This is a genomic window from Microbacterium longlingense (genome assembly GCF_058349825.2).
The window spans coordinates 201,750-220,382 of sequence record NZ_JBYRJA020000003.1; the positions used below are offsets into that span (position 1 = coordinate 201,750).

At 70.3% G+C, this 18,633-nt stretch carries 15 protein-coding genes and 1 tRNA gene; 5 read left to right on the forward strand and 11 right to left on the reverse strand.

Annotated features, from left to right (window positions below):
• Positions 1-4: 4 nt before the first annotated feature.
• Both pepN and AC3RXY_RS06220 read right to left on the reverse strand, forming a co-directional pair.
• Positions 5-2,503 carry an aminopeptidase N gene (pepN, locus tag AC3RXY_RS06215; RefSeq protein ID WP_491510025.1) on the reverse strand — a complete coding sequence of 833 codons (2,499 nt, stop codon included), beginning with the start codon at positions 2,501-2,503 and terminating at the stop codon, positions 5-7.
• Between the two features lie 239 nt (positions 2,504-2,742).
• Positions 2,743-2,815: transfer RNA gene (locus AC3RXY_RS06220), tRNA-Glu, on the reverse strand.
• Positions 2,816-2,968: 153 nt separating this feature from the next.
• Between AC3RXY_RS06220 and AC3RXY_RS06225 the strand changes: the two genes are divergently transcribed.
• Complete coding sequence (locus AC3RXY_RS06225; RefSeq protein ID WP_491510026.1) at positions 2,969-3,622, forward strand: MBL fold metallo-hydrolase; 654 nt, start codon at positions 2,969-2,971, stop codon at positions 3,620-3,622.
• Positions 3,623-3,655: 33 nt separating this feature from the next.
• On the opposite strand, the gene AC3RXY_RS06230 is transcribed toward AC3RXY_RS06225, so the two are convergent.
• The 8 genes from AC3RXY_RS06230 to AC3RXY_RS06265 form a co-directional block, all read right to left on the reverse strand.
• Positions 3,656-4,114 (reverse strand): hypothetical protein, encoded by a 459-nt coding sequence (locus tag AC3RXY_RS06230; RefSeq protein WP_491510027.1) that lies wholly within the window; start codon positions 4,112-4,114, stop codon positions 3,656-3,658.
• 138 nt (positions 4,115-4,252) lie between these two features.
• Positions 4,253-5,629: an MBL fold metallo-hydrolase RNA specificity domain-containing protein gene (locus AC3RXY_RS06235; protein ID WP_491510028.1), complete on the reverse strand. Its 1,377-nt coding sequence runs from the start codon at positions 5,627-5,629 to the stop codon at positions 4,253-4,255.
• A gap of 174 nt (positions 5,630-5,803) precedes the next feature.
• Complete coding sequence (locus AC3RXY_RS06240) at positions 5,804-8,311, reverse strand: DEAD/DEAH box helicase (protein ID WP_491510029.1); 2,508 nt, start codon at positions 8,309-8,311, stop codon at positions 5,804-5,806.
• A gap of 58 nt (positions 8,312-8,369) precedes the next feature.
• Positions 8,370-8,870 (reverse strand): phosphoribosyltransferase, encoded by a 501-nt coding sequence (locus tag AC3RXY_RS06245; protein ID WP_491510030.1) that lies wholly within the window; start codon positions 8,868-8,870, stop codon positions 8,370-8,372.
• Positions 8,871-8,956: 86 nt separating this feature from the next.
• Positions 8,957-9,604: an SOS response-associated peptidase family protein gene (locus AC3RXY_RS06250; protein ID WP_491510031.1), complete on the reverse strand. Its 648-nt coding sequence runs from the start codon at positions 9,602-9,604 to the stop codon at positions 8,957-8,959.
• A 93-nt stretch (positions 9,605-9,697) separates the two neighbouring features.
• Positions 9,698-10,537 carry an aldo/keto reductase gene (locus AC3RXY_RS06255; RefSeq protein ID WP_491510032.1) on the reverse strand — a complete coding sequence of 280 codons (840 nt, stop codon included), beginning with the start codon at positions 10,535-10,537 and terminating at the stop codon, positions 9,698-9,700.
• A 159-nt stretch (positions 10,538-10,696) separates the two neighbouring features.
• On the reverse strand, positions 10,697-11,839 hold the full coding sequence (locus AC3RXY_RS06260) for a M20/M25/M40 family metallo-hydrolase (protein WP_491510033.1): 1,143 nt from the start codon (positions 11,837-11,839) through the stop codon (positions 10,697-10,699).
• Positions 11,836-12,966, reverse strand: a complete 1,131-nt coding sequence (locus tag AC3RXY_RS06265; RefSeq protein ID WP_491510034.1) for a diaminopropionate ammonia-lyase — start codon at positions 12,964-12,966, stop codon at positions 11,836-11,838. Before AC3RXY_RS06265 ends, AC3RXY_RS06260 begins: the two co-directional genes overlap by 4 nt.
• Before the next feature lie 239 nt (positions 12,967-13,205).
• Here AC3RXY_RS06265 and AC3RXY_RS06270 point away from each other — a divergent pair, with 239 nt between their 5' ends.
• Entirely contained in the window at positions 13,206-14,075 is an 870-nt protein-coding gene (locus AC3RXY_RS06270) for a LysR family transcriptional regulator (protein ID WP_491510035.1), read from the forward strand.
• Positions 14,076-14,094: 19 nt separating this feature from the next.
• Here the strand turns inward: AC3RXY_RS06270 and AC3RXY_RS06275 are convergent, their stop codons facing one another.
• Positions 14,095-14,457, reverse strand: a complete 363-nt coding sequence (locus tag AC3RXY_RS06275; protein WP_491510036.1) for a DUF1801 domain-containing protein — start codon at positions 14,455-14,457, stop codon at positions 14,095-14,097.
• 399 nt (positions 14,458-14,856) lie between these two features.
• Between AC3RXY_RS06275 and AC3RXY_RS06280 the strand changes: the two genes are divergently transcribed.
• Genes AC3RXY_RS06280 through AC3RXY_RS06290 form a run of 3 tightly spaced genes read left to right on the forward strand, consistent with a single transcriptional unit; the run spans position 14,857 to position 18,584 of the window.
• Complete coding sequence (locus AC3RXY_RS06280) at positions 14,857-15,816, forward strand: PhnD/SsuA/transferrin family substrate-binding protein (protein ID WP_491510037.1); 960 nt, start codon at positions 14,857-14,859, stop codon at positions 15,814-15,816.
• A 57-nt stretch (positions 15,817-15,873) separates the two neighbouring features.
• Positions 15,874-16,755, forward strand: coding sequence for a phosphonate ABC transporter ATP-binding protein (phnC, locus tag AC3RXY_RS06285; RefSeq protein ID WP_491510038.1), 882 nt, complete (start codon positions 15,874-15,876; stop codon positions 16,753-16,755).
• Positions 16,752-18,584: a PhnE/PtxC family ABC transporter permease gene (locus tag AC3RXY_RS06290; RefSeq protein WP_491510039.1), complete on the forward strand. Its 1,833-nt coding sequence runs from the start codon at positions 16,752-16,754 to the stop codon at positions 18,582-18,584. The genes phnC and AC3RXY_RS06290 overlap by 4 nt, the downstream gene beginning before the upstream one ends.
• Positions 18,585-18,633 lie beyond the last annotated feature (49 nt).

Consider the following 18,633-nt stretch of genomic DNA (forward strand, 5'->3'; position numbering starts at 1 on the left):
CGGCTCAGGCGGGCTGCGCCGCTCGCACCCGCAGAGCGCGGTCGAGGTCGTCGCGCTGCTCGACCACCAGGCGGCGGAGGGCCGCCGGAGCGTCGCCGTGGGCCGCGAGCCAGGCGTCGGCGAGCGCCGTGGTGTCGGACGCCGGGAAGAGCCCCTCCACCAGTCGTCTGGCGATCTCGATGCTGCGTTGCGCCCACGCATCGCGGATCCGCGCGAAGAACTCCTCGTCGAACGCACTGATGAGGTCACGACGCGCGCCGGCGCGGAACCCGCCGATCGTCGCGTCGAGATGATCGTTGGTGAGCGACCGGTCGTTCCACGCCGCATCCCATGCGGCCGCTCGCACCGCCGCTGCCGGGCGGGCGGCAAGCGCGCGCAATGCGGCGGTGCGCCCGGAGGCGGTGTCGTCGCGATCGCTCTCGGCCGCCACCTCCGCCGGGTCCGCTCGCCCCACGGTCACCAAGGCCGTCAGCAGGAGCCAGCGGAGGTCGGCGTCGACCGGAAGCCCCGCGGGGCCCTGACCGCCCAGGATCGCGCGGACGTCACCGGCGCGGGCATCATCGAACGCGGAGGCCGCAGCGAAGGCCCGCGCCCACGACAGCTGCGCATCGCTCCCGGGGGCCGCCGCCTGGAGAGCCGCCCACGTGGCGTCCAGCCATGCGCGCCGCATCTCCGGTCGGTCGTCATCCCGCGCATAGGCTCCGACGGCGGCAGCGGCATTGGTCAGCACAGCCGCCAGCAGCGCGGCGTTCGGCTCGGCGGGCGCGTGGCGACGCACGATCTCGACGTACCGGGCCGCCGGAAGTTCGCCGTCGCGGGTGGCGTTCCACAGCGATGACCAGACCAGGCCGCGCGCGAGGTCGTCGTCGAGCGTCGACAACGCCGCTTCGACGGTCGCCAGCGACCGGTCATCGAGGCGCGCCTTGGCGTAGGTGAGGTCATCGTCGTTGAGCAGCACCAGGTCTGCGTCTGCGATGTCGACCTCCGTCCGCTCCGCGGAGATCGCGACGTCGATCTGTTCCCGCCGCACGAGGCGATCGTCCCGGAGGTCGTAGAGCCCGATGCGGAGGCGCTGCGGACGCGGCGCAGCCGCCCCGGCGTCCTGCACGAGCCAGCGACGGCCCGCCCGGTCGGTCTCCACGCGCAGCGCCGCGACACCGCTGGTCTCCAGCCATGCCCGCGACCACGAGCGCATGTCCTGCCCCGAGACCTCTTCGAGAACGTCGAGCAGGTCGTCGAGGGTGGTGTTGCCGTAGGCATGCGCGGCGAAGTAACGGCGCGACGCCTCGAAGAACGCCTCGGCGCCGACGAACGCGACCAGCTGTTTGAGGACGGCGGCACCCTTGGCATAGGTGATGCCGTCGAAGTTGAGCTTCGCAGCCTCGAGGTCGGGGATGTCTGCGACGATCGGATGCGTGGTGGGCAGCTGGTCCTGCCGATAGGCCCACGCCTTACGCCCGTTGGCGAACCGCGCCCAGGCGTCGGTGAAACGGGTCGCCGCGGAGGACGCATGCGATCCCATGTAGTCGGCGAACGACTCTTTGAGCCAGAGGTCGTCCCACCAGCGCATCGTGACCAGGTCGCCGAACCACATGTGCGCCATCTCGTGGAGGATCGTGTTCGCCCGCGCTCCGCGCTGAGCATCGGTCGCTGCGCCGCGGGTGACGTAGGCCTCGGTGAAGGTCACCAGCCCGGGGTTCTCCATCGCACCGAGGTTGTACTCCGGTACGAAGATCTGGTCGTACTTGCCCCACGGGTAGGGGAACACGAAAGCGTCCGTGAAGAAGTCGAGCCCCTGACGGGTCACCTCGAGGATCTCCTCGGCCTCCAGATGCTCCGCGAGCGAGGCACGGCACAGCACCCCGAGATCGACGTGCTGGTCGCCCCGCGACCACGTCCCCTCGACCCGTGCGTAGGGTCCGGCGGCCACCGCGGTGAGGTAGCTGGAGATCGGCAGCGTCCGGGCGAACTCGACCCGCTGCACCCCGCCGTCCTCGTCGATGTGCCGGGGCGATTGGTTGGAGAGCACCTGCCACCCCGCCGGGGCGGTCACGACGAAGGTGTAGGCGGCCTTCATGTCGGGCTGCTCGAAGCACGCCATCACGCGCCGGGAGTCGGCCGGCTCGTACTGGGTGTAGAGGTAGGTGCGGTCGTCCGCAGGATCATGGAACCGGTGCAGTCCCTCCCCGGAACGGCTGTAGGCGCCCGTGGACTCGACGCGCACCGTCGTCGGTCCCGCCAGGCGATCCAGGAGGATCCGCGCCCCGTCCCAGCGCACCTCGCGGTGCTCGCCGTTGACGGACACGCTCTGCACGTCTTCGCCGAGGAAGTCCAACCAGGTCTCCTGGTCACGGGCGTCGAACTCGAGCGTGGAGACGGTGGGAAACCCGGTGCGCTGCTGGTCTGGCGCGTCTGTCAGGTCCAGCTCGACGCGAATGCTGCGCACGGTGATCCCCTCGGAGCGACGTGCGGTTTCTTCCCGGGTGAGGTTCGCGGAGTCCATGCTCCCATCGTCTCAGCTCCCGCCACACGCCCGTCCATCGATCGGCGTGGGGTTGTTCCGGAGGCGCCCGATGACGCGGATTCTCCGCGCCCGCTTCTGCGGACGGCGGCGCCGCCTCGTCGGCCGCGCTGATCGGTTTCGGGGTCGTGCGGCGATGCTGAGTCTGCCGGTGATGGCCGTCCCCGACCGTGCGCACGGGAAACGCGAAAACCCCCGCCTGAGCGGGGGTTTTCTTGTTGTGACCCCAGCGGGATTCGAACCCGCGTTACCGCCGTGAGAGGGCGGCGTACTAGGCCGCTATACGATGGGGCCGTTTCGCGACAACTCAATAAGTATGCCATGGCTTCGCGGACGCGCCAAATCCGCGTGCACACCCCGGGCGCGTCGTGCGGAAATACCCGGTCACAGGCGATACGCCATCGCGGCATACTTGCCACGGCACGGGCGACGGCGTTGACTGGGGCCATGCGTGTCACCAAGTTCGAGCACTCCACCCTCCGCGTCGAGAAGGACGGTCGGAGCCTGATCATCGACCCGGGGGACTTCACCGCACCGCTCGACCGCCGAGACGACGTCGTCGGTGTCGTCATCACGCACGAGCACCCGGACCACTGGACGCCCGCGCACCTCGAACGAATCCTGGCCGCGAGCCCCGACGCCGTGGTCTTGGCGCCGGAGGGGGTGCGGCAGGCGGCGGAGAAGATCACTGATCGGTCTTTCGAGATCACCGTCGTCGCACCGGGAGATGCCGTCGGCGGCTTCGCGCTGCGCTTCTTCGGCGGCACCCACGCCACCATCCACGAGTCCCTCCCCCGGATCGACAATGTCGGGGTGCTCGTCGACGGGACGCTGTACTACCCCGGCGATTCCTACGCGGTCCCGGACGGGATAGCCATCGACACGCTCGCAGCACCGCTGGGCGCGCCCTGGCTCAAGATCGGCGAGGCGATGGACTTCGTCCTCGCGATCGCACCGCGGCAGTGCTTCGCTGTGCACGAGACGACGCTGTCGGAGACCGGCCGTGCCATGCACCGGGAACGGCTGCGGTGGGCGACGGAACAGGGCGGCGGCGCGTTCGTGCTGCTCGACACCGGCGAGGCGATCGACGTCCCTGCCTGAACGCCCCCGCGGGCCAGGCCGAGATGGGAACGGCTATCGGCGGCGCAGGTTCTGGTCGGCGTCGACGATCTGATCAGCGAACAGCTTGCGCAGGCGGCGCCGCGAGACTGGCGAGAACAGGGCGATCTCCACGCGTGCCTTCTCGCCATATCTCGACTCGAACGTCCAACCCGCCAGCGACGGCATTCGCGGGCGGGTGGGGACGTTCTCCACGATCCGCGTCAGGTCACCCCGCCGCACGCTCCACGGCGCCCGCCAACGCCGGGTGACGACGATCTCACGCCCCACGGTCACGCTCGTTCCCGCGGCGAAGTACGTTGCGATGCCCAGCGCCGCCAGGCCCACGAGCAGCGCGACGACGCCGACGGTGCGCGCGGTGCGCATCGTCATGATGGCCACCACGAGAATGCCCACGACGATGAACCAGTACCCCGAGAGGATGCCCCAGACACTGCCGCGGATCGTGAGCGGGCCGGAGGCGGGCGATGTCATGGACTCGATCCTAGGGCCGACGTCCACGCCGCTCGCACATGGGCACGTCGCTCGGGGCACTCGTCCGGAACGCGCCGAGCGAAGCGCGCATGTGCGAGCGACGAGCGCACCGGCGCGTGGGAAGGGCGTGGCATCGGCTCAGACCGCGAAGCGCTCCCCCATCTGCGGCACGCGTGCGCGCCACCCGAGCTCGTCTTCGACCCTCCCCCGCAGCGTGTCTGCCGCATCGGGCTCACCGTGGGTGAGGAAGGTCATCCGCGGCGCCTCGGAGACCGAGCGCATCCACGCCAGGATCTGCGTACCGTCGGCGTGCGCCGACATCGCGCTGATCGCATGCACCTCCGCGGCGATCGGCACATCGTCGCCGAAGATCCGCAGCACCCGGTCCCCGCGCTGCAGAGCCGCCCCCCGCGTGCCCCCGGCCTGGAAACCCGTGAGCACGATGGCGTTGCGCGGATCACGCCCGAAGGTATCGATGTGGTGCAGTACGCGTCCGCCCTCCAGCATGCCGCTCGCGGAGATGATGATGGCGGGGCCACGGCGCTGGTTGAGCAGCCGGGAGTCCTCGGCCGAGCGCACGAGCGTCGCCAGCTGATACATATCGCGGAACTCCTGATCGTCCACCCGGTGCTCCTCGCGATACCCGCGGTAGATCTCGCTCGCCTGAACCGCCATCGGGCTGTTCAGGAAGACGGGAGCCGCGGGGATGCGGCCGGCGCGGCGCAGTCGCGCGAGCTGCAGCAGGATCGCCTCCGCCCGCCCCACCGCGAACGCGGGGATGATCACGACGCCGCCGCGCTGCAGCACCGGATCGATCGCCGCCGCGAGCTCGTCCGCCGGATCGTGCGGCGCGTGGTCCCGGTTGCCGTACGTGGACTCCGAGATGAGCACGTCGGTAGGTTCCAGCGGCGCCGGGGGCAGCATGAGGGGGTCGTCCGGCCGTCCGATGTCGCCGGTGAAGTGCAGTCGGCGCCCCCGGTGCGAGACCTGCAGCTGCGCTGCGCCGAGGATGTGTCCCGCGGTGATGAAGCGGAACCCGACATCCTCGACGTCAATCTGGGCGCCCATCGGATACGACGTGAACTGCGCAAGGGCCCGATCGGCGTCGGCCCGGGTATAGAGCGGCTGCGGATCAGCGTGCCGTGAGCGGGCGTGCCGACGCCGGAAACGAGCCTCCTCCTCCTGCAGATAGGCACTGTCACGCAGGATCAGCGCGCTGAGCTCCACGGTGCCTGCCGTGGCATGGATCGGTCCGGTGAAACCGTCGCGGACGAGCTTCGGGAGGTATCCGGTGTGATCGAGGTGCGCGTGCGTGAGAACCACCGCGTGGATGCTGTTCGCGGCGACCGGGAACGGCATCCGGTTCCGCTCGCGGAGCGCCTTGTACCCCTGGAAGAGGCCGCAGTCGACGAGGATGCGTTTACCGCCGGCCTCGACGAGATAGCGCGACCCGGTCACGGTGTCGACCGCGCCGAGGAAGGTGACGTGCAGCGAAGCACTCGGGGACGATCTCATGGCGATCACCTGCCTTTGCTCAACGCTACTCCTCGATCGGCCGCCTGGTGGGGTGAGGGTGAGGCCGTGCCGAAGCGGCGAGCCTGGTGCTCTGACCCTACTCAGGCAGAATCGCGTGCGGAGGCTGCGGAACCGGGTTTCCGGCGGGGCCGCACGGTTTTCTCCTGAATTGGGTCAGAGCCGGATGACTTCCGTCACGCGGACGACGGCGCTGCCCTCCTCGGTCGACGCGGCGAGGTCGACCTCCGCGCGGATGCGCCAGTCGTGGTCGCCTGCGGGGTCGTCGATCACCTGCTCCACGCGCCACAGCGCGGCGTCGCGCTCATTGATCGCACACAGCGCCGGCGAGCGCGCCGGGCCCCCGGTTCCGATCGCATCGTGCTCGTCGTAGTACGTGTCGAGCACACCCGGCCAGTCGATGTGCGGGTCAAGCGCGGTGAGCTCGTCGTCGCTCTGCAGTGCCGCCAGCTGCACGCGGCGGAACATCTCGTTCCGCACCAGCACGGTGAACGCCCTCCGGTTCGCGACGACCGACGGCGGAGCCGGCGGCACGACGGCCTCGCCATCGGCATCGCGGCCGCTCGCGAGCGCCTCCCATTCGTCGACCAGGCTCGAATCCACCTGGCGCACGAGCTCGCCGAGCCAGGAGAGGATGTCGTTGAGCTCCTCGTCCACCGCCTCGGGCGGCACGGTATGGCGGAGTGCCTTGTACGCATCACTGAGATAGCGCAGAACCGTGCCTTCGCTGCGCCCGAGCCCGTACCAGTTCACGAACTCCGCGAACGACATGGCCCGTTCGTACATGTCCCGCACGACCGACTTCGGCGACAGCTCGAAATCACGCACCCACGGCTGGCTCGACGCGAAGGTCTCATAGGCCTGGGCCAGCAGGTCGGCCAGCGGACGCGGGTGGGTGATCTGCTCGAGCAGTTCCATGCGCTCGTCGTACTCGATGCCCTCGCGCTTCATCGCGGCCACTGCCTCGCCCCTGGCCTTGAACTGCTGCTGCGAGAGGATCGCGCGCGGGTCGTCGAGAGTGGCCTCGATCACGCTGATCACATCGAGGGCGTACGATCCCGTGCCGACGTCGCCGGAGGCTCCGCTCGGGTCGAGCAGGCCGATCGCGGCGAGGGCGAACGGCGACAGCGGCTGGTTGAGGGCGAAATCCGGCTGCAGGTCCACAGTCAGGCGCACCTCGCCGTCCGTGGTCTGCACGATCCCGGCGTCGCGGAGGGTGCGGAAGATGGAGATCGCCCGCCGGGCGAGGGCGTACTGGTCGGCGAGCGGCTGATGGTTGTCGAAGACCAGGGCACGCACGTCCTCGAGCGGATTCCCGCCGCGCGCGAGCACGTTCAGCAGCATCGCGGCGGTGATGCGCATCTGCGGGTGCAGCGCCTCGGGCTCGGCTTCGACCAGACGCTCGAAGGTCTGCACGCTCCACGACACGGTGCCGGCGGCGGCCTTCTTCTTCACGGCCTTCTTCGGTTTGCCGCCCTTGCTCTCGCGTTCATCCGCCTTGCGCTGCGCGACGGCGTTCTCGATGTCGTGCTCGGGGCCGAGGGCGATGACGTTGCCGTAGGGGTCGTATCCTGCCCGCCCTGCTCGTCCGGCGATCTGATGGAACTCCCGCGCGCTGAGGCGCCGCATCCGGGTTCCGTCGTACTTCACCAGGGCGGTCAGCAGAACGGTGCGGATGGGCACATTGATGCCGACGCCGAGCGTGTCGGTGCCGCAGATCACCTTCAGCAGCCCGCGCTGCGCGAGGGTCTCGACGAGCCTGCGGTAGCGCGGGAGCATTCCGGCGTGATGCACGCCGATTCCGGCGCGCACCAGACGCGAAAGGGTCTTGCCGAACGCGGTGGTGAAGCGGAAGCCTCCGATGGCCTCCGCGATCCGGTCGCGCTGTTCTCGCCCGGCGACGCGGACACCGGCCAGCGCCTGCGCCCGCTCCATCGCCTGCGCCTGAGAGAAATGCACGATGTACACCGGGGCCTCCGCCTCGTCGAGCAACCGCTCGATGACATCGTGCACGGGGCGCAGCTCATAGGAGAAGTGCAGCGGCACGGGTCGCTCCGCCCCGCCCACCAGCACCGCCTGGCGCCCGGTGCGGCGGGCGAGGTCGGCCTCGATCTCGCCCGTGTCGCCCAGCGTGGCGGACATCAGCAGGAACTGCGCGCCCGTCAGGAGGAGCAACGGCACCTGCCATGCCCAGCCGCGGTCGGCGTCGCCGTAGTAGTGGAACTCGTCCATCACGACCTGATCCACCGGTGCGGCGGCGCCCTCGCGCAGGGCGATGTTGGCGAGGATCTCCGCGGTGCAGCAGATCACCGGGGCGCCGGGGTTGACCGCGGAGTCGCCGGTGATCATCCCCACGTTCTCGGCCCCGAAGATCTCCACGAGAGCGAAGAACTTCTCGCTCACCAGCGCTTTGATCGGAGCCGTGTAGAACGTTCTGCCGCCCCGGGCGAGGGAGGCGGCATGCGCGGCGATCGCGACGAGCGACTTTCCCGTTCCGGTGGGCGTGGCGAGCACCACATGGGCCCCGGAGACGAGCTCGATCGTCGCCTCGTCCTGCGCGGGATACAGCGAGATCCCCTGCTCGGCGACCCAGGAGGTGAAGACGTCGTAGACGGCGTCGGCATCGGTGCCCGCTTCACGCAGACGGTCAAGGAAGGCGGGCATCCTTCGAGTCTGCCTCATCGCGCCGCTCACCGCGCCGCAGGGCACCCCACCGGAAACGTCACGCCGAGGGCAGGGCCCCGGTGTCCTCTTCGATCACGGAGCCGTTCTTCGACCAGGGGAAGTCGATCCACAGATCGGTCTCCTTCCACCAGTAGTCGGGCATGATCACCGTGCGGGGCTTGACGTAGATCATCACAGAGCGCACGTCCGCGCCTGCCTCGTGCAGCAGCCGCACGGCGAGTTCGATGGTGCGGCCGCTGTCGGCGACGTCGTCGACGAGGAGCACGCGCTTGCCCGCCAGGAAGCTGATGTCCAGGGCAGGGGGAAGCACCTCCGGCGCGTCGAGCACGGTGCCGACGCCGGTGTAGAACTCGACATTGAGCGCACCGCAGTTCTTCGCCCCCAGGCCGTACGCGATCGCGCCTCCGGGCAGCAGACCGCCGCGGGCGATCGCGACGACGACCTCCGGCGCGAACCCGTCTGCGACGATCTTGCGGGAGAGCTCACGCGTCGCCTCCCCGAAGCCGTCCCATGTAAGGGTCTCGCGGTCCTGGGTCATGGCATCTCCTCGGGTTCTCGACGATCCGCCGATGACGGTCGGAGCATCCACGATACCGGGGGCCGGCGGGCCGAACGCGCACGCGCTCAGAACAGCGTCTCCGCGCCCGTCGACGCGCTTTCGTGCCGGGGCGCTGCGATGATGCGCGCGTCCATTCCTTCCGCGGCGGAGGTCGCGGAATCGATGACGACGTCGCCCGGGGCGTCGGCGTTCAGCCAGGCATCGACAGCTCCGGGGGCGATGATCAGCGGCATCCGGTCGTGCACCGCGCTCACCGAGCCCGCTGCGGGACGGGTGACGATCGAGAAGCACAGCCGCTCGACGCCCTGATCGTCGATGCCGGGGCGCGTGACGGCGCCGAGCAGGAGGAGACCGGAATCGGGCAGGCCGAAACGCCACCAGCGTCGCGCGGGCTTCGCCATCTCGAACCACTGGGACGCCGGCACGAGCACACGGCGCGGGATCCGCTGCGCCGCCCGCAGCCGCTCGGCACGCGCGTTGATCGACGGATAACGCGCCGCTGCGCCGTCCTGGAGGAAGCCCCACCAGCCCGCACGCAGACCGACCGGGGTCACCACCGGGGCGAGGTTCTTGGCGTGGATCCCGGTGGGACGCTGGGTTTCGCCGCCCGACCGGTCGGCCCATACATGCAGGTCCTCCAGGAGCCGAGCGTCGAGATCCGCGCGATACTCCGCATCGGAGAACCGCGGGTCGATGCCGTAGCTCGCGCACATGAGAACAGCGTATGCGCGCCGGGTCGGCAGGGCGCCCTCAGCCCACCAGACCGCCAGGCCCGCAGACCGCCGGGAGCGCAGCCCGCCGGAGTGTCACTGCTCTTCGTGCCGCGCGGGGTCTCCGTCGAACAGCCGGCCGTCTGCACGTCCGAGCGCCGTGATCGCGTCGACCTCTGCGGCGTCGAGCACGACCTCCGATGCGGCGAGGTTCGCGCGCTGATGCTCGACCGAGCTCGCCTTCGGGATGGCCACCACACCGCGCGCGGTGTGCCAGGCGAGCACCACCTGGGCGGGTGCGATGCCGTGGGCGGCGGCGATCTCGGCGATGACCGGCTGGTCAAGGACGTCGCTTCCCCGGCCGAGCGGACTCCACGCCTCCGTGATGATGCCCCTGTCCCGGTTCCACGCGATCGCCTCCTCCTGCGGGAAGTAGGGGTGCACCTCGATCTGGTTGACCACCGGTCGCACCCCGGTGGCCGCCTCGATGCGTTCGAGGTGCTCCGGCAGGAAGTTCGACACGCCGATCTGACGCACCACGCCACGCTGCTGCGCGTCGACGAGAGCCTCCCACGCGGCGACATACTGATCGGTGTTCGGGTTCGGCCAGTGGATGAGGTGCAGATCGGTGACGTCGAGGCCGAGCCGCGCCCTACTCTCCTCGATGCTCTGACGGTTGACGGGTGCGGCGTGGTGACGGCCGGGCAGCTTGGTCGTCACGATCACGTCGGCGCGGTCGACGTCGGCGGCGGCGACGCCACGTCCCACGATCCCCTCGTTCTCATAGTTGAACGCGCTGTCGACGAGGCGGTACCCGGCGTCGATCCCGGCGGCCACGGCAGCAGCCCCCGCATCGCCGCGGAGCCCATAGGTGCCGAGGCCGATCGCGGGAAGCACGAAGCCGTTGTGGGCGGTGAACAGGGGCCGATCGGACATAGGGTCCTCCTGATGCGGGCGGGTGGGCGTCGCAGACAGCCTAAGCGTCTCGCCGACACCGGTGGCGCGGCGGAGCGTCGCGCAAGGAAACAGTCGCGCGAGGAAGCACGCGCGGGGCAGCGGCCGCGCCGCATCGCGCCTCCTCCGCTCAGGCTCCGCTCAGACGACGATCGCGCTGACGACGTCGTCGAGCACCGCGGTGACGGCGGAGAGCGATGCATCCTCCACCCATTCCTGGGCGGCGTGGGCTCCCCCGCCACGGACGCCGAACAGCACTGCGGAAACACCCGCATCGGAGAGCAGAGCGGCATCGGTCCAGAACGGCTCCCCGCGGAGGCGCGCAGCCTGCCCGGTGCGGCGTGTCACGGCGTCCGCCACGAGACCGACGATCCTGGCTCCGGCGTCGGCCTGGAACGGATTGCGCACGAGGCCCCCGCGGAGCTCGTACGTCGCGGGGGCGGCGACCGTACGGTCGAGGATGCCGCGCAGCTCCGCCGCGACGCTCGCTGCGTCCTCGCCGGGCAGCGTGCGACGCTCGAGCGTCACGGTGCACGATGCCGGATAGCTCGAGAGCTCTTCACCACCGCGGATGGTGGCGGCGTGCACGTTTCCCGTGGCGAGCAAGGGGTGCGGCGGGCGTTCGGTGAGCTCCCCGTCGTGCGCGGCGAGCGCGCACAGGAACGCGCCGGTGGCCGCGATCGCGTCGACGCCCAGGTCTCGACGTGACCCGTGCGCGGCTCGGCCATGCACCGTCACCTCGAACCACGCGAAGCCCCGGTGCGCGGTGACCACATCGTGCTCGGTGGGTTCGGCGACGATCGCATGGTCGGTAACAAAGCCGTGGCGGAGCACCTCCTCGGTGCCGGCGCTGGCGTGCTCCTCGTCTGCGACGAGAGCGAGCACGATATCGCCCCGGTGCGGCCGTGCGGCCACGCGCGACGCGGCGACCATCATCGCCGCGATCCCGGACTTCATGTCGTAGGCGCCGCGCCCGTGCACACGACCGTCCCGGTGAACCGGCACCAGGCCATCGCCGCCATAGCTGCCCAGGGAGACCGCGTCGAGATGCCCGTTGAGCATGATGCTCTCGCCACCGCCGGAGCCGGGGTGCACCGCGACGATCGACGGACGTCCTGGCACGTCTTCGAGGCAACGGCAGGTGAAGCCCCGTGCGGCGAGCCAGCCCGATACGTGCTCGGCGATCCTGCGCTCGCCTGCGCCGCCGGGCACCAGGGCGGGGTTGGTGGAGTCGATCCGGATCAGAGCGTCGAGGAGGCCGGCGGCCTGCGCCGCCCTGCTCATGGCATCGACGGGGGGTTGGCGGCGGCGCCCTCGGTGCTCAGCAGGACCACCACCGAGCCGGCATCGAGGCCGAGTACGGCGCGCACGTCGTCGATTCCGGCTGCGGCGCGGATCCCCGCGAGAGTCGACGCCCCGCAGGGTCCGGAGTCGACTCCGGCGGCGGCGAGTTCCGCCATCGCGGCGATCGCCTCGGCATCGGTGACGGTGATCGACGCGTCGGCTCCGTCGCGCAGCACCGGCCAGGCGAGCGCGGAGACGGTGCCGCAGTTCAGGCCCGTCATCGCGGTCTCCCGGGTGGGCACCGGCGTGATGTCGCCGCAGCGGAGCGCCGTGGTCACCGAAGCCGCCGTATCCGGCTCGACGACGAGAACGGCGGGAGCCGGATCGTCCGAGTGCAGTCGCTGCACGATCGCGTGCGCGAGCGATCCGACGCCGGCGGGCACCACGAACACGTGCTCCGAGCCGAGCCCGGCATCTCCGAGCTGTTCCTCGATCTCATCGACGAGGGTCGCGTAGCCGTCGACGATCCACGTCGGTACCGTGGTGTACCCCTCCCAGGAGGTGTCCTGCACGAGCACCGTGTGCTCGTCCGCGGTCTCCGCAGCGTGGGCGACGACCTCGTCGTATGTCCGGTCGAGCTCGGTGAGCTCCGCTCCCTCTGCACGGATCGCCTGCTTCGCCGCCGCTGAGACGCCGCGCGGCACAAACACCGTCGCCGGCAGGCCGAGCATCCCGGCGATCCGGGCCACCGCGCGACCATGGTTGCCGTCGGTGGCCGCGGACAGCACCACCCGCTCGCCCCCGAGCCGGTCACGGAGCGCGTCGAGCGAAAGGGTCTCGGTCTCGCCGAGCCGTTCGGAGAGCGCCCGGGCGACAGCATAGGAGGCGCCGAGGATCTTGAACGCCGGAAGGTCCAGGCGCTGGGACTCGTCTTTGACCAGGACCTGTTTGACGCCGAGCGACCGAGCGATCGACGGTACTGCGACGAGCGGCGTCGGAGCATAGCCGGGCAGCGTGCGGTGGAAATCGCGCGGCCTCGCTGTCCGCGGGGCCGCCCGCCAGGCGCGCGCGTCGGGGTTCGTGTGGCGGGCCCGGCCGTCGGCGGGGGTCGTGTCTGTCGCGCTCATCGCCCATCCTGTCGCGTGCGTGCTGCGGCGCCCCGTGGCTCGGAAAGCGCTCAGGGCCACACGCTAGTCCCACGGTCATGCGGTGATCGATAGCATCTTTTGCATCGGTATTCATGTTCATCTCTCATGTTTCCGAGTGACCCCGTCCACAGACCTCACCGTGACCCCACCCGCACCGTGACCCCACCGCGACTCTGCTCCTCTTCGACCGGAAATCCTCTCCCCACAGAACGGAACGCGTGTACGACCTTCATCGCCTGCGGCTCCTGCGCGAGCTGCACCATCGCGGAACGCTCGCTGCGGTGGCGAACGCCCTGGGTTACGACCCTTCGACGGTGTCGCATCAGCTCGGCGTGCTCGAACGCGAGGTCGGGGTCACGCTCCTCGAGCCGGCGGGGCGACGGGTGCGCCTGACGCCCGCGGCCGAGGTGCTGGTCTGCCACACCGAGATCATCCTGCGGGAGCTCGAGCGCGCCGCCGCCGCGATCGCCGGGGCATCCGCCGAGGTGGCGGGCACGGTGCGGATCGCCACCTTCCAGACCGCCGTGCGCTCGCTCGTGCTCGACGCGATGGACCATGTCGCCCGCGAGCATCCCCGGCTGGAGGTGCTGTTCACGCACGTGAACGCCGGGGCGGCGATCCCGGCGCTCGTCGCGCGCGACTTCGATCTCGTGCTGTCGGAGTCGTATCCGCACGCTCCGCGCCCGGTGCACCCGGGAGTCGACACCGAGGTGCTGTTGCGCGATCCGATCGATCTGGCCGTCCCCGCCGGGCGTGCGGCGGACGGGATCGTCGACCTCGCCGATGCGGTCTGGGTGATGGAGCCGGCCGGCACTCTCGTCCGGGCGTGGTCGACCGCGCTGTGCCGCACCGCCGGCTTCGAGCCGCGCGTCGCTTTCGAGTCGTCGGATGTCTACCTGCACCGCGAGCTGGTGGCGCGCGGCGCGGCCGTCGCGTTCCTGCCGCGGATGGGGGTCGAAGACCATCCGGGGGTCCGGCGGCTGCCCTCCGGGCAGTCCCGCGAGGTCACCCTCTCGTTGCGCACCGGCAGCGCCGCCACTCCCGCGATCGCCGCGGTCCGCGACCTGCTCCGCCGCCGCAGCCGCTGATGCGGCGGAGCAGCAGCGCTCAGCGGAACGCCATGCGCACCAGGTCGCCGACCTTCGCGATCGTCGCGTCGTCGAGTTCGTCGAGGAACCACGCGCACGGGCGCAGGGTCGTGCCGTCCTCCCGATCGGCGGTGGCCTTCTCGCCCAGGCCGAGCGACATCAGGCCGTCGTCGAGACGGAAGAACACCAGCACCGGGGTGCTGCGGCCGGTGGCGTAGCCCGGCATGCCGTAGTACAGCCGCGGCTTGAGCCGCGGCCCGGCGGCGAGGATCGTGTCGTGCAGACGTGCGCCGATCGCCGCGTACGGCTCCGGGAAACCGGCGATCTTGTCGAGCACGGCAGCGAGATCCTTCTCGCTCTTGTCGGTCCGGGTGAGGGACATGGGGTCGACCTTTCTCTCGCGCCGCATTCGCGGCATGGCGAACACAACCGCCCGGCGGTCGCCGGGAACGGTTGCGCAATCTCCACCGCGGACGTGTCCTGACCTGCGCCAGTCCTCTCCGCGAATGTGTCAGACGGCGAGGCCGTCATCGACTGCGCGAGGGCACCGGAGTGCCGTGGCTCAATCTAGCAGGCGCGTGTCCGCCGGGCCCGGGGTCCGGCGGCACCGACTGTTCACCCAGGCGTTACCGACCGCCCCCCGGGAGGTCAGCGCCTGGAACACCTCGGGTACGTAGCCTCGCTGACGTCCGTGTACCGGACACCCGTGACAGAACGGGAGCGGGGCCGCACCGCCTCGCCCGCATCCGCACCAAGACAGCCTCAGAAAGGTCGCACGACCATGCGTCTCACCCCTCGCCGTTTCGCCGCCATCGGCGGAGCCATCGCCCTCATCGCCGCCCTCGCCGGCTGCTCCAGCAGCGCTCCGGAAGCTGAGAACACCGACGGCGGCTCTGCCGAGGCCACCGCGGCCCCTGCCGCGGGCGCCTTCGCCTCGGGTGACGAGAACACGCTCGTCTTCGCCACGCTCCCCGACCACGAGGGCGCCGAGCAGGACGCGCAGCCCATCGCCGACTGGATCGCCGAGATCACCGGCAAGGACGTGCAGTTCTTCCAGGCGACCGACTACACCGCTGTCGTGCAGGGCCTCGCCGCCGGGCAGATCGACATCGCACAGATCTCCGCCTTCACCTACTACCAGTCGCAGGCCGCGGGCGCGGACATCGTGCCGATCGGCGCGCAGATCACGTCCGAGGGCGCAGAGCCCGGCTACTACTCGGTGGCCGTGAAGAACCCGGCCTCCGACGCGAAGAGCGTCAAGGACTTCGCCGACCAGCCGGTCTGCTTCGTGAACCCGACCTCGACCTCCGGCCGCGCCATCCCGGTCAGCCAGCTCATGGAGGCCGGTGTGACCGTCTCGGCCGCGAACACCGTCTACGGCGAGGCGCACGACCTGAACGCGGTCAAGATCGCCGAGGGCACCGACTGCAAGGTCGGGTTCGTCCAGGACATCGACGCGGAGCCGCACCTGGCCTCCGGCGACCTCGTCGAGGTGGACCGCTTCCTCGTGCCCGCTGCGCCGATCGTGATGCAGGCCGCCCTGCCGCAGGACATCAAGGACGAGCTGACCGCAGCGATCGCCGGCAGCACGCAGCAGTCGCTGGTCGACGCGGGCATCGAGCTGAACGCGTTCCTCAAGGACGGCTGGTTCGGTTTCGGCAAGGTCGACGACGCCTACTACGACACCATCCGCACCGTCTGCGAGCAGATCGCCGATGAGGTCGAGGCCTGCCAGCTCTGAGCGGCCCGGCACCCCACCCGACCACGCACCAGCCCGCAGAGAACTGAAGGCACCGTCATGACGAACAGCGACACTCCCGCCATCCGGATCACCGACCTGGAGAAGCGATTCCCCGGCACACCGGCACCGGCCCTGTCGGGGGTGTCGCTGTCCGTCTCGACCGGCGAGATCGTGGTGCTCCTCGGCCTCTCCGGGTCGGGCAAGTCCACGCTCCTGCGCCACATCAACGGCTTGGAGACCCCGACCTCCGGGTCGGTCTTCTCGCTCGGAGAAGATGTCCCGGCGCTCTCCGGTCGAGCGCTGCGCAGCCTGCGCGGACGCATCGGATTCATCTTCCAGCAGTTCGAGCTGGTGGGGCCGCTCACCGTGCTGGAGAACGTGCTGACCGGCGCCGTCTCTGCGCTGCGCGCCCCCCGGGTGGGCACCTGGAGCTATCCGAAGGAGCTCCGGCTGCGCGCACTCGGGCACCTGGAACGGGTGGGACTTCTGGAACGCGCCTACCAGCGCGCCGACACCCTCTCGGGCGGCCAGCAGCAGCGCGTGGCGATCGCCAGAGCGCTCATGCAGGAGCCCGAGATCCTCCTCGCCGACGAGCCGGTGGCCTCCCTCGACCCGGAGTCGAGCGGTCAGGTCATGGGCCTGATCCGCGAGATCGCCGCCGAGCGGGGCCTCACCGTGGTGTGCAGCCTGCATCAGGTCGATCTCGCGCTCAGCTGGGGCGACCGGATCGTGGGTCTGCGCGCGGGCGAGGTCGTGCTCGACACCACCACCGAATGGCTGTCGCGCGAGCAGGTCATGGAGATCTACGGCCGCGTCGCGACGACCACCAGCGAGATCACCGCGATGGAGACCGAGCTCGCCGAGGCGCGCGAGCAGCTCATCAACGCGGAACGCCTCGCCGCCGACCCGCACCCCTCCGGCATCGAGGACGCCCGATGACCTCCCTCGCGCCTGAGCGCCGCGCCGTCTCGGCCGAGCGGCAAGGCGAGATCCCGCGCCCCCGCCCCCGGTTGTCCTCCCTCGTCTCCGCGGCGGTGATCACCGTCATCGCCGTGCTCGGGGTGTGGTCCTTCATCGCCCTGGACTACAGCTTCAAGAGCCTCGAGACCACCGCCACCAACCTGAACCGCTTCCTCGGGATGGCCACGCCGATGCAGTGGCCGGGCTGGAACGTCGTGGGCGCGCGGCAGCCAGACGGCACCACCGTCTACGTCACGGAGTGGGTCGGGTTCGGCCCCATCGTCGACACCCTGGGCAGCATCGCGATCACCCTGGCGCTCGTGATCGCCGGGACCGCGCTGGCCGCGGTGCTCTCGGTTCCCGTCGCGTACGGCGCCGCACGAAACACCACGCCAGGCCGCGCGGTCCTGGTGATCTGCCGCGGCATCGGCGTCGTCATGCGCGCGATTCCCGACGTGGTCTTCGTGGTGTTCCTGGCCTTCCTGTGGTTCAACTCTGGCACGCTGCCCGCCATCGTCGCGATCGCGCTGCACTCGGTCGGCATGATCTCGAAGATGTTCGCCGACGCGATCGAGCAGATCGACGAGGGACCGCGTCTGGCCATCCGCGCTGCGGGCGGCTCGAAGGGCCAGGAGTTCTGGTCCGGCGTCGTTCCCCAGGCGCTCCCGGCCTGGATCGCGATCGCACTCCACCGCGCGGACATCAACCTGCGCGGCACCGTCATCCTCGGCGTCGTCGGTGTCGCGGGCCTGGGATACGACCTCGACGAGGCCCTGCACGCGGGACCGGCCGGCATGCGCCGTGTCATTCCCATCGTCATCATCATCATCGTGCTCTGCGTGATCTTCGAGATGATCTCGTCCGTGGTGCGCGCCCGGCTGCTGGGCGTCCGGCCGACCGGCCGCAGCGTCGGAGACACCCTGCTGCGCGCGGTCGCGAAGCGTTCGCCGCGCGCCGCCAGAGCCATCGACCGCACGGACGCCGCCACCGACCGGCATACCCGCATCGAGGCGGCGCTGCACCGCCCCTGGGACCGCCGTCGCATCAGCTCGGCCACCGGGATCTGGATCGGTGTGCTGATCGTGCTGCTCTCCTTCGCCTACGCGAACCCCGACTGGTCGCGCATGTTCGACGCGTGGCGCTGGGATCAGGTGTCCAACCCGGCGCTGGACCGCGCCGTGTGGCCGCCCACCTTCGGCTCGCGCGATGTGGCGACCGTCCTCGCCGCCGTCATGACCACCCTGCAGGTCGCCTTCGCCGCGACGCTCATGGGCGCCGTGATCTCCGCCGTCGTCGGGCCGCTGTCGGCGCGCAACGTCGCCCCGAACGGCGCCGTGCGCAACTTCTTCCGCGGGGTCACCCTGTTTTTGCGCGCGATACCCGATCTCGTCGTGGCGATCCTGTTCATCATCGCGACCGGCTTCGGTCCGCAGGCCGGTGCGCTCGCGCTCGGCATCGGCGGAGTCGGCCTGCTCGCCAAGCTCATCGGCGACTCGATGGAGGAGGTGCCGCACGGCCCGGAGCGCGCCCTCGCGGCCGCCGGCGGAAACCGTGTGCAGGTGTTCTTCTCCTCCACGCTGCCGATGTCGGTGCCGGCGCTGGTCAGCCACCTGATGTACCTGCTCGAGCAGAATGTGCGCGCGGCGACGCTGCTGGGCATCGTCGGCGCCGGCGGCATCGGCTTCCTGCTGCTGAACGCCTTGCAGGGACGCCACTTCGACCAGGTGCTCGCGTATGTGCTCGTGATCATCACGATGGTGATCGTGGTCGAGACCGCCTCGATCCTCATCCGCCGCGCCCTGAAGTGACGACGACCGCTGCGGGGGCCGGCGCGCCCCCGCAGCTCCCGCTCTCCCG

Excerpts from the sequence above, each read along its gene's own strand:
- pepN (WP_491510025.1), bottom strand. The coding sequence starts at position 2,503 with ATGGACTCCGCGAACCTCACCCGGGAAGAAACCGCACGTCGCTCCGAG.
- AC3RXY_RS06225 (WP_491510026.1), top strand. The coding sequence starts at position 2,969 with ATGCGTGTCACCAAGTTCGAGCACTCCACCCTCCGCGTCGAGAAGGAC.
- AC3RXY_RS06230 (WP_491510027.1), bottom strand. The coding sequence starts at position 4,114 with ATGACATCGCCCGCCTCCGGCCCGCTCACGATCCGCGGCAGTGTCTGG.
- AC3RXY_RS06235 (WP_491510028.1), bottom strand. The coding sequence starts at position 5,629 with ATGAGATCGTCCCCGAGTGCTTCGCTGCACGTCACCTTCCTCGGCGCG.
- AC3RXY_RS06240 (WP_491510029.1), bottom strand. The coding sequence starts at position 8,311 with ATGCCCGCCTTCCTTGACCGTCTGCGTGAAGCGGGCACCGATGCCGAC.
- AC3RXY_RS06245 (WP_491510030.1), bottom strand. The coding sequence starts at position 8,870 with ATGACCCAGGACCGCGAGACCCTTACATGGGACGGCTTCGGGGAGGCG.
- AC3RXY_RS06250 (WP_491510031.1), bottom strand. The coding sequence starts at position 9,604 with ATGTGCGCGAGCTACGGCATCGACCCGCGGTTCTCCGATGCGGAGTAT.
- AC3RXY_RS06255 (WP_491510032.1), bottom strand. The coding sequence starts at position 10,537 with ATGTCCGATCGGCCCCTGTTCACCGCCCACAACGGCTTCGTGCTTCCC.
- AC3RXY_RS06260 (WP_491510033.1), bottom strand. The coding sequence starts at position 11,839 with ATGAGCAGGGCGGCGCAGGCCGCCGGCCTCCTCGACGCTCTGATCCGG.
- AC3RXY_RS06265 (WP_491510034.1), bottom strand. The coding sequence starts at position 12,966 with ATGAGCGCGACAGACACGACCCCCGCCGACGGCCGGGCCCGCCACACG.
- AC3RXY_RS06275 (WP_491510036.1), bottom strand. The coding sequence starts at position 14,457 with ATGTCCCTCACCCGGACCGACAAGAGCGAGAAGGATCTCGCTGCCGTG.
- AC3RXY_RS06280 (WP_491510037.1), top strand. The coding sequence starts at position 14,857 with ATGCGTCTCACCCCTCGCCGTTTCGCCGCCATCGGCGGAGCCATCGCC.
- phnC (WP_491510038.1), top strand. The coding sequence starts at position 15,874 with ATGACGAACAGCGACACTCCCGCCATCCGGATCACCGACCTGGAGAAG.
- AC3RXY_RS06290 (WP_491510039.1), top strand. The coding sequence starts at position 16,752 with ATGACCTCCCTCGCGCCTGAGCGCCGCGCCGTCTCGGCCGAGCGGCAA.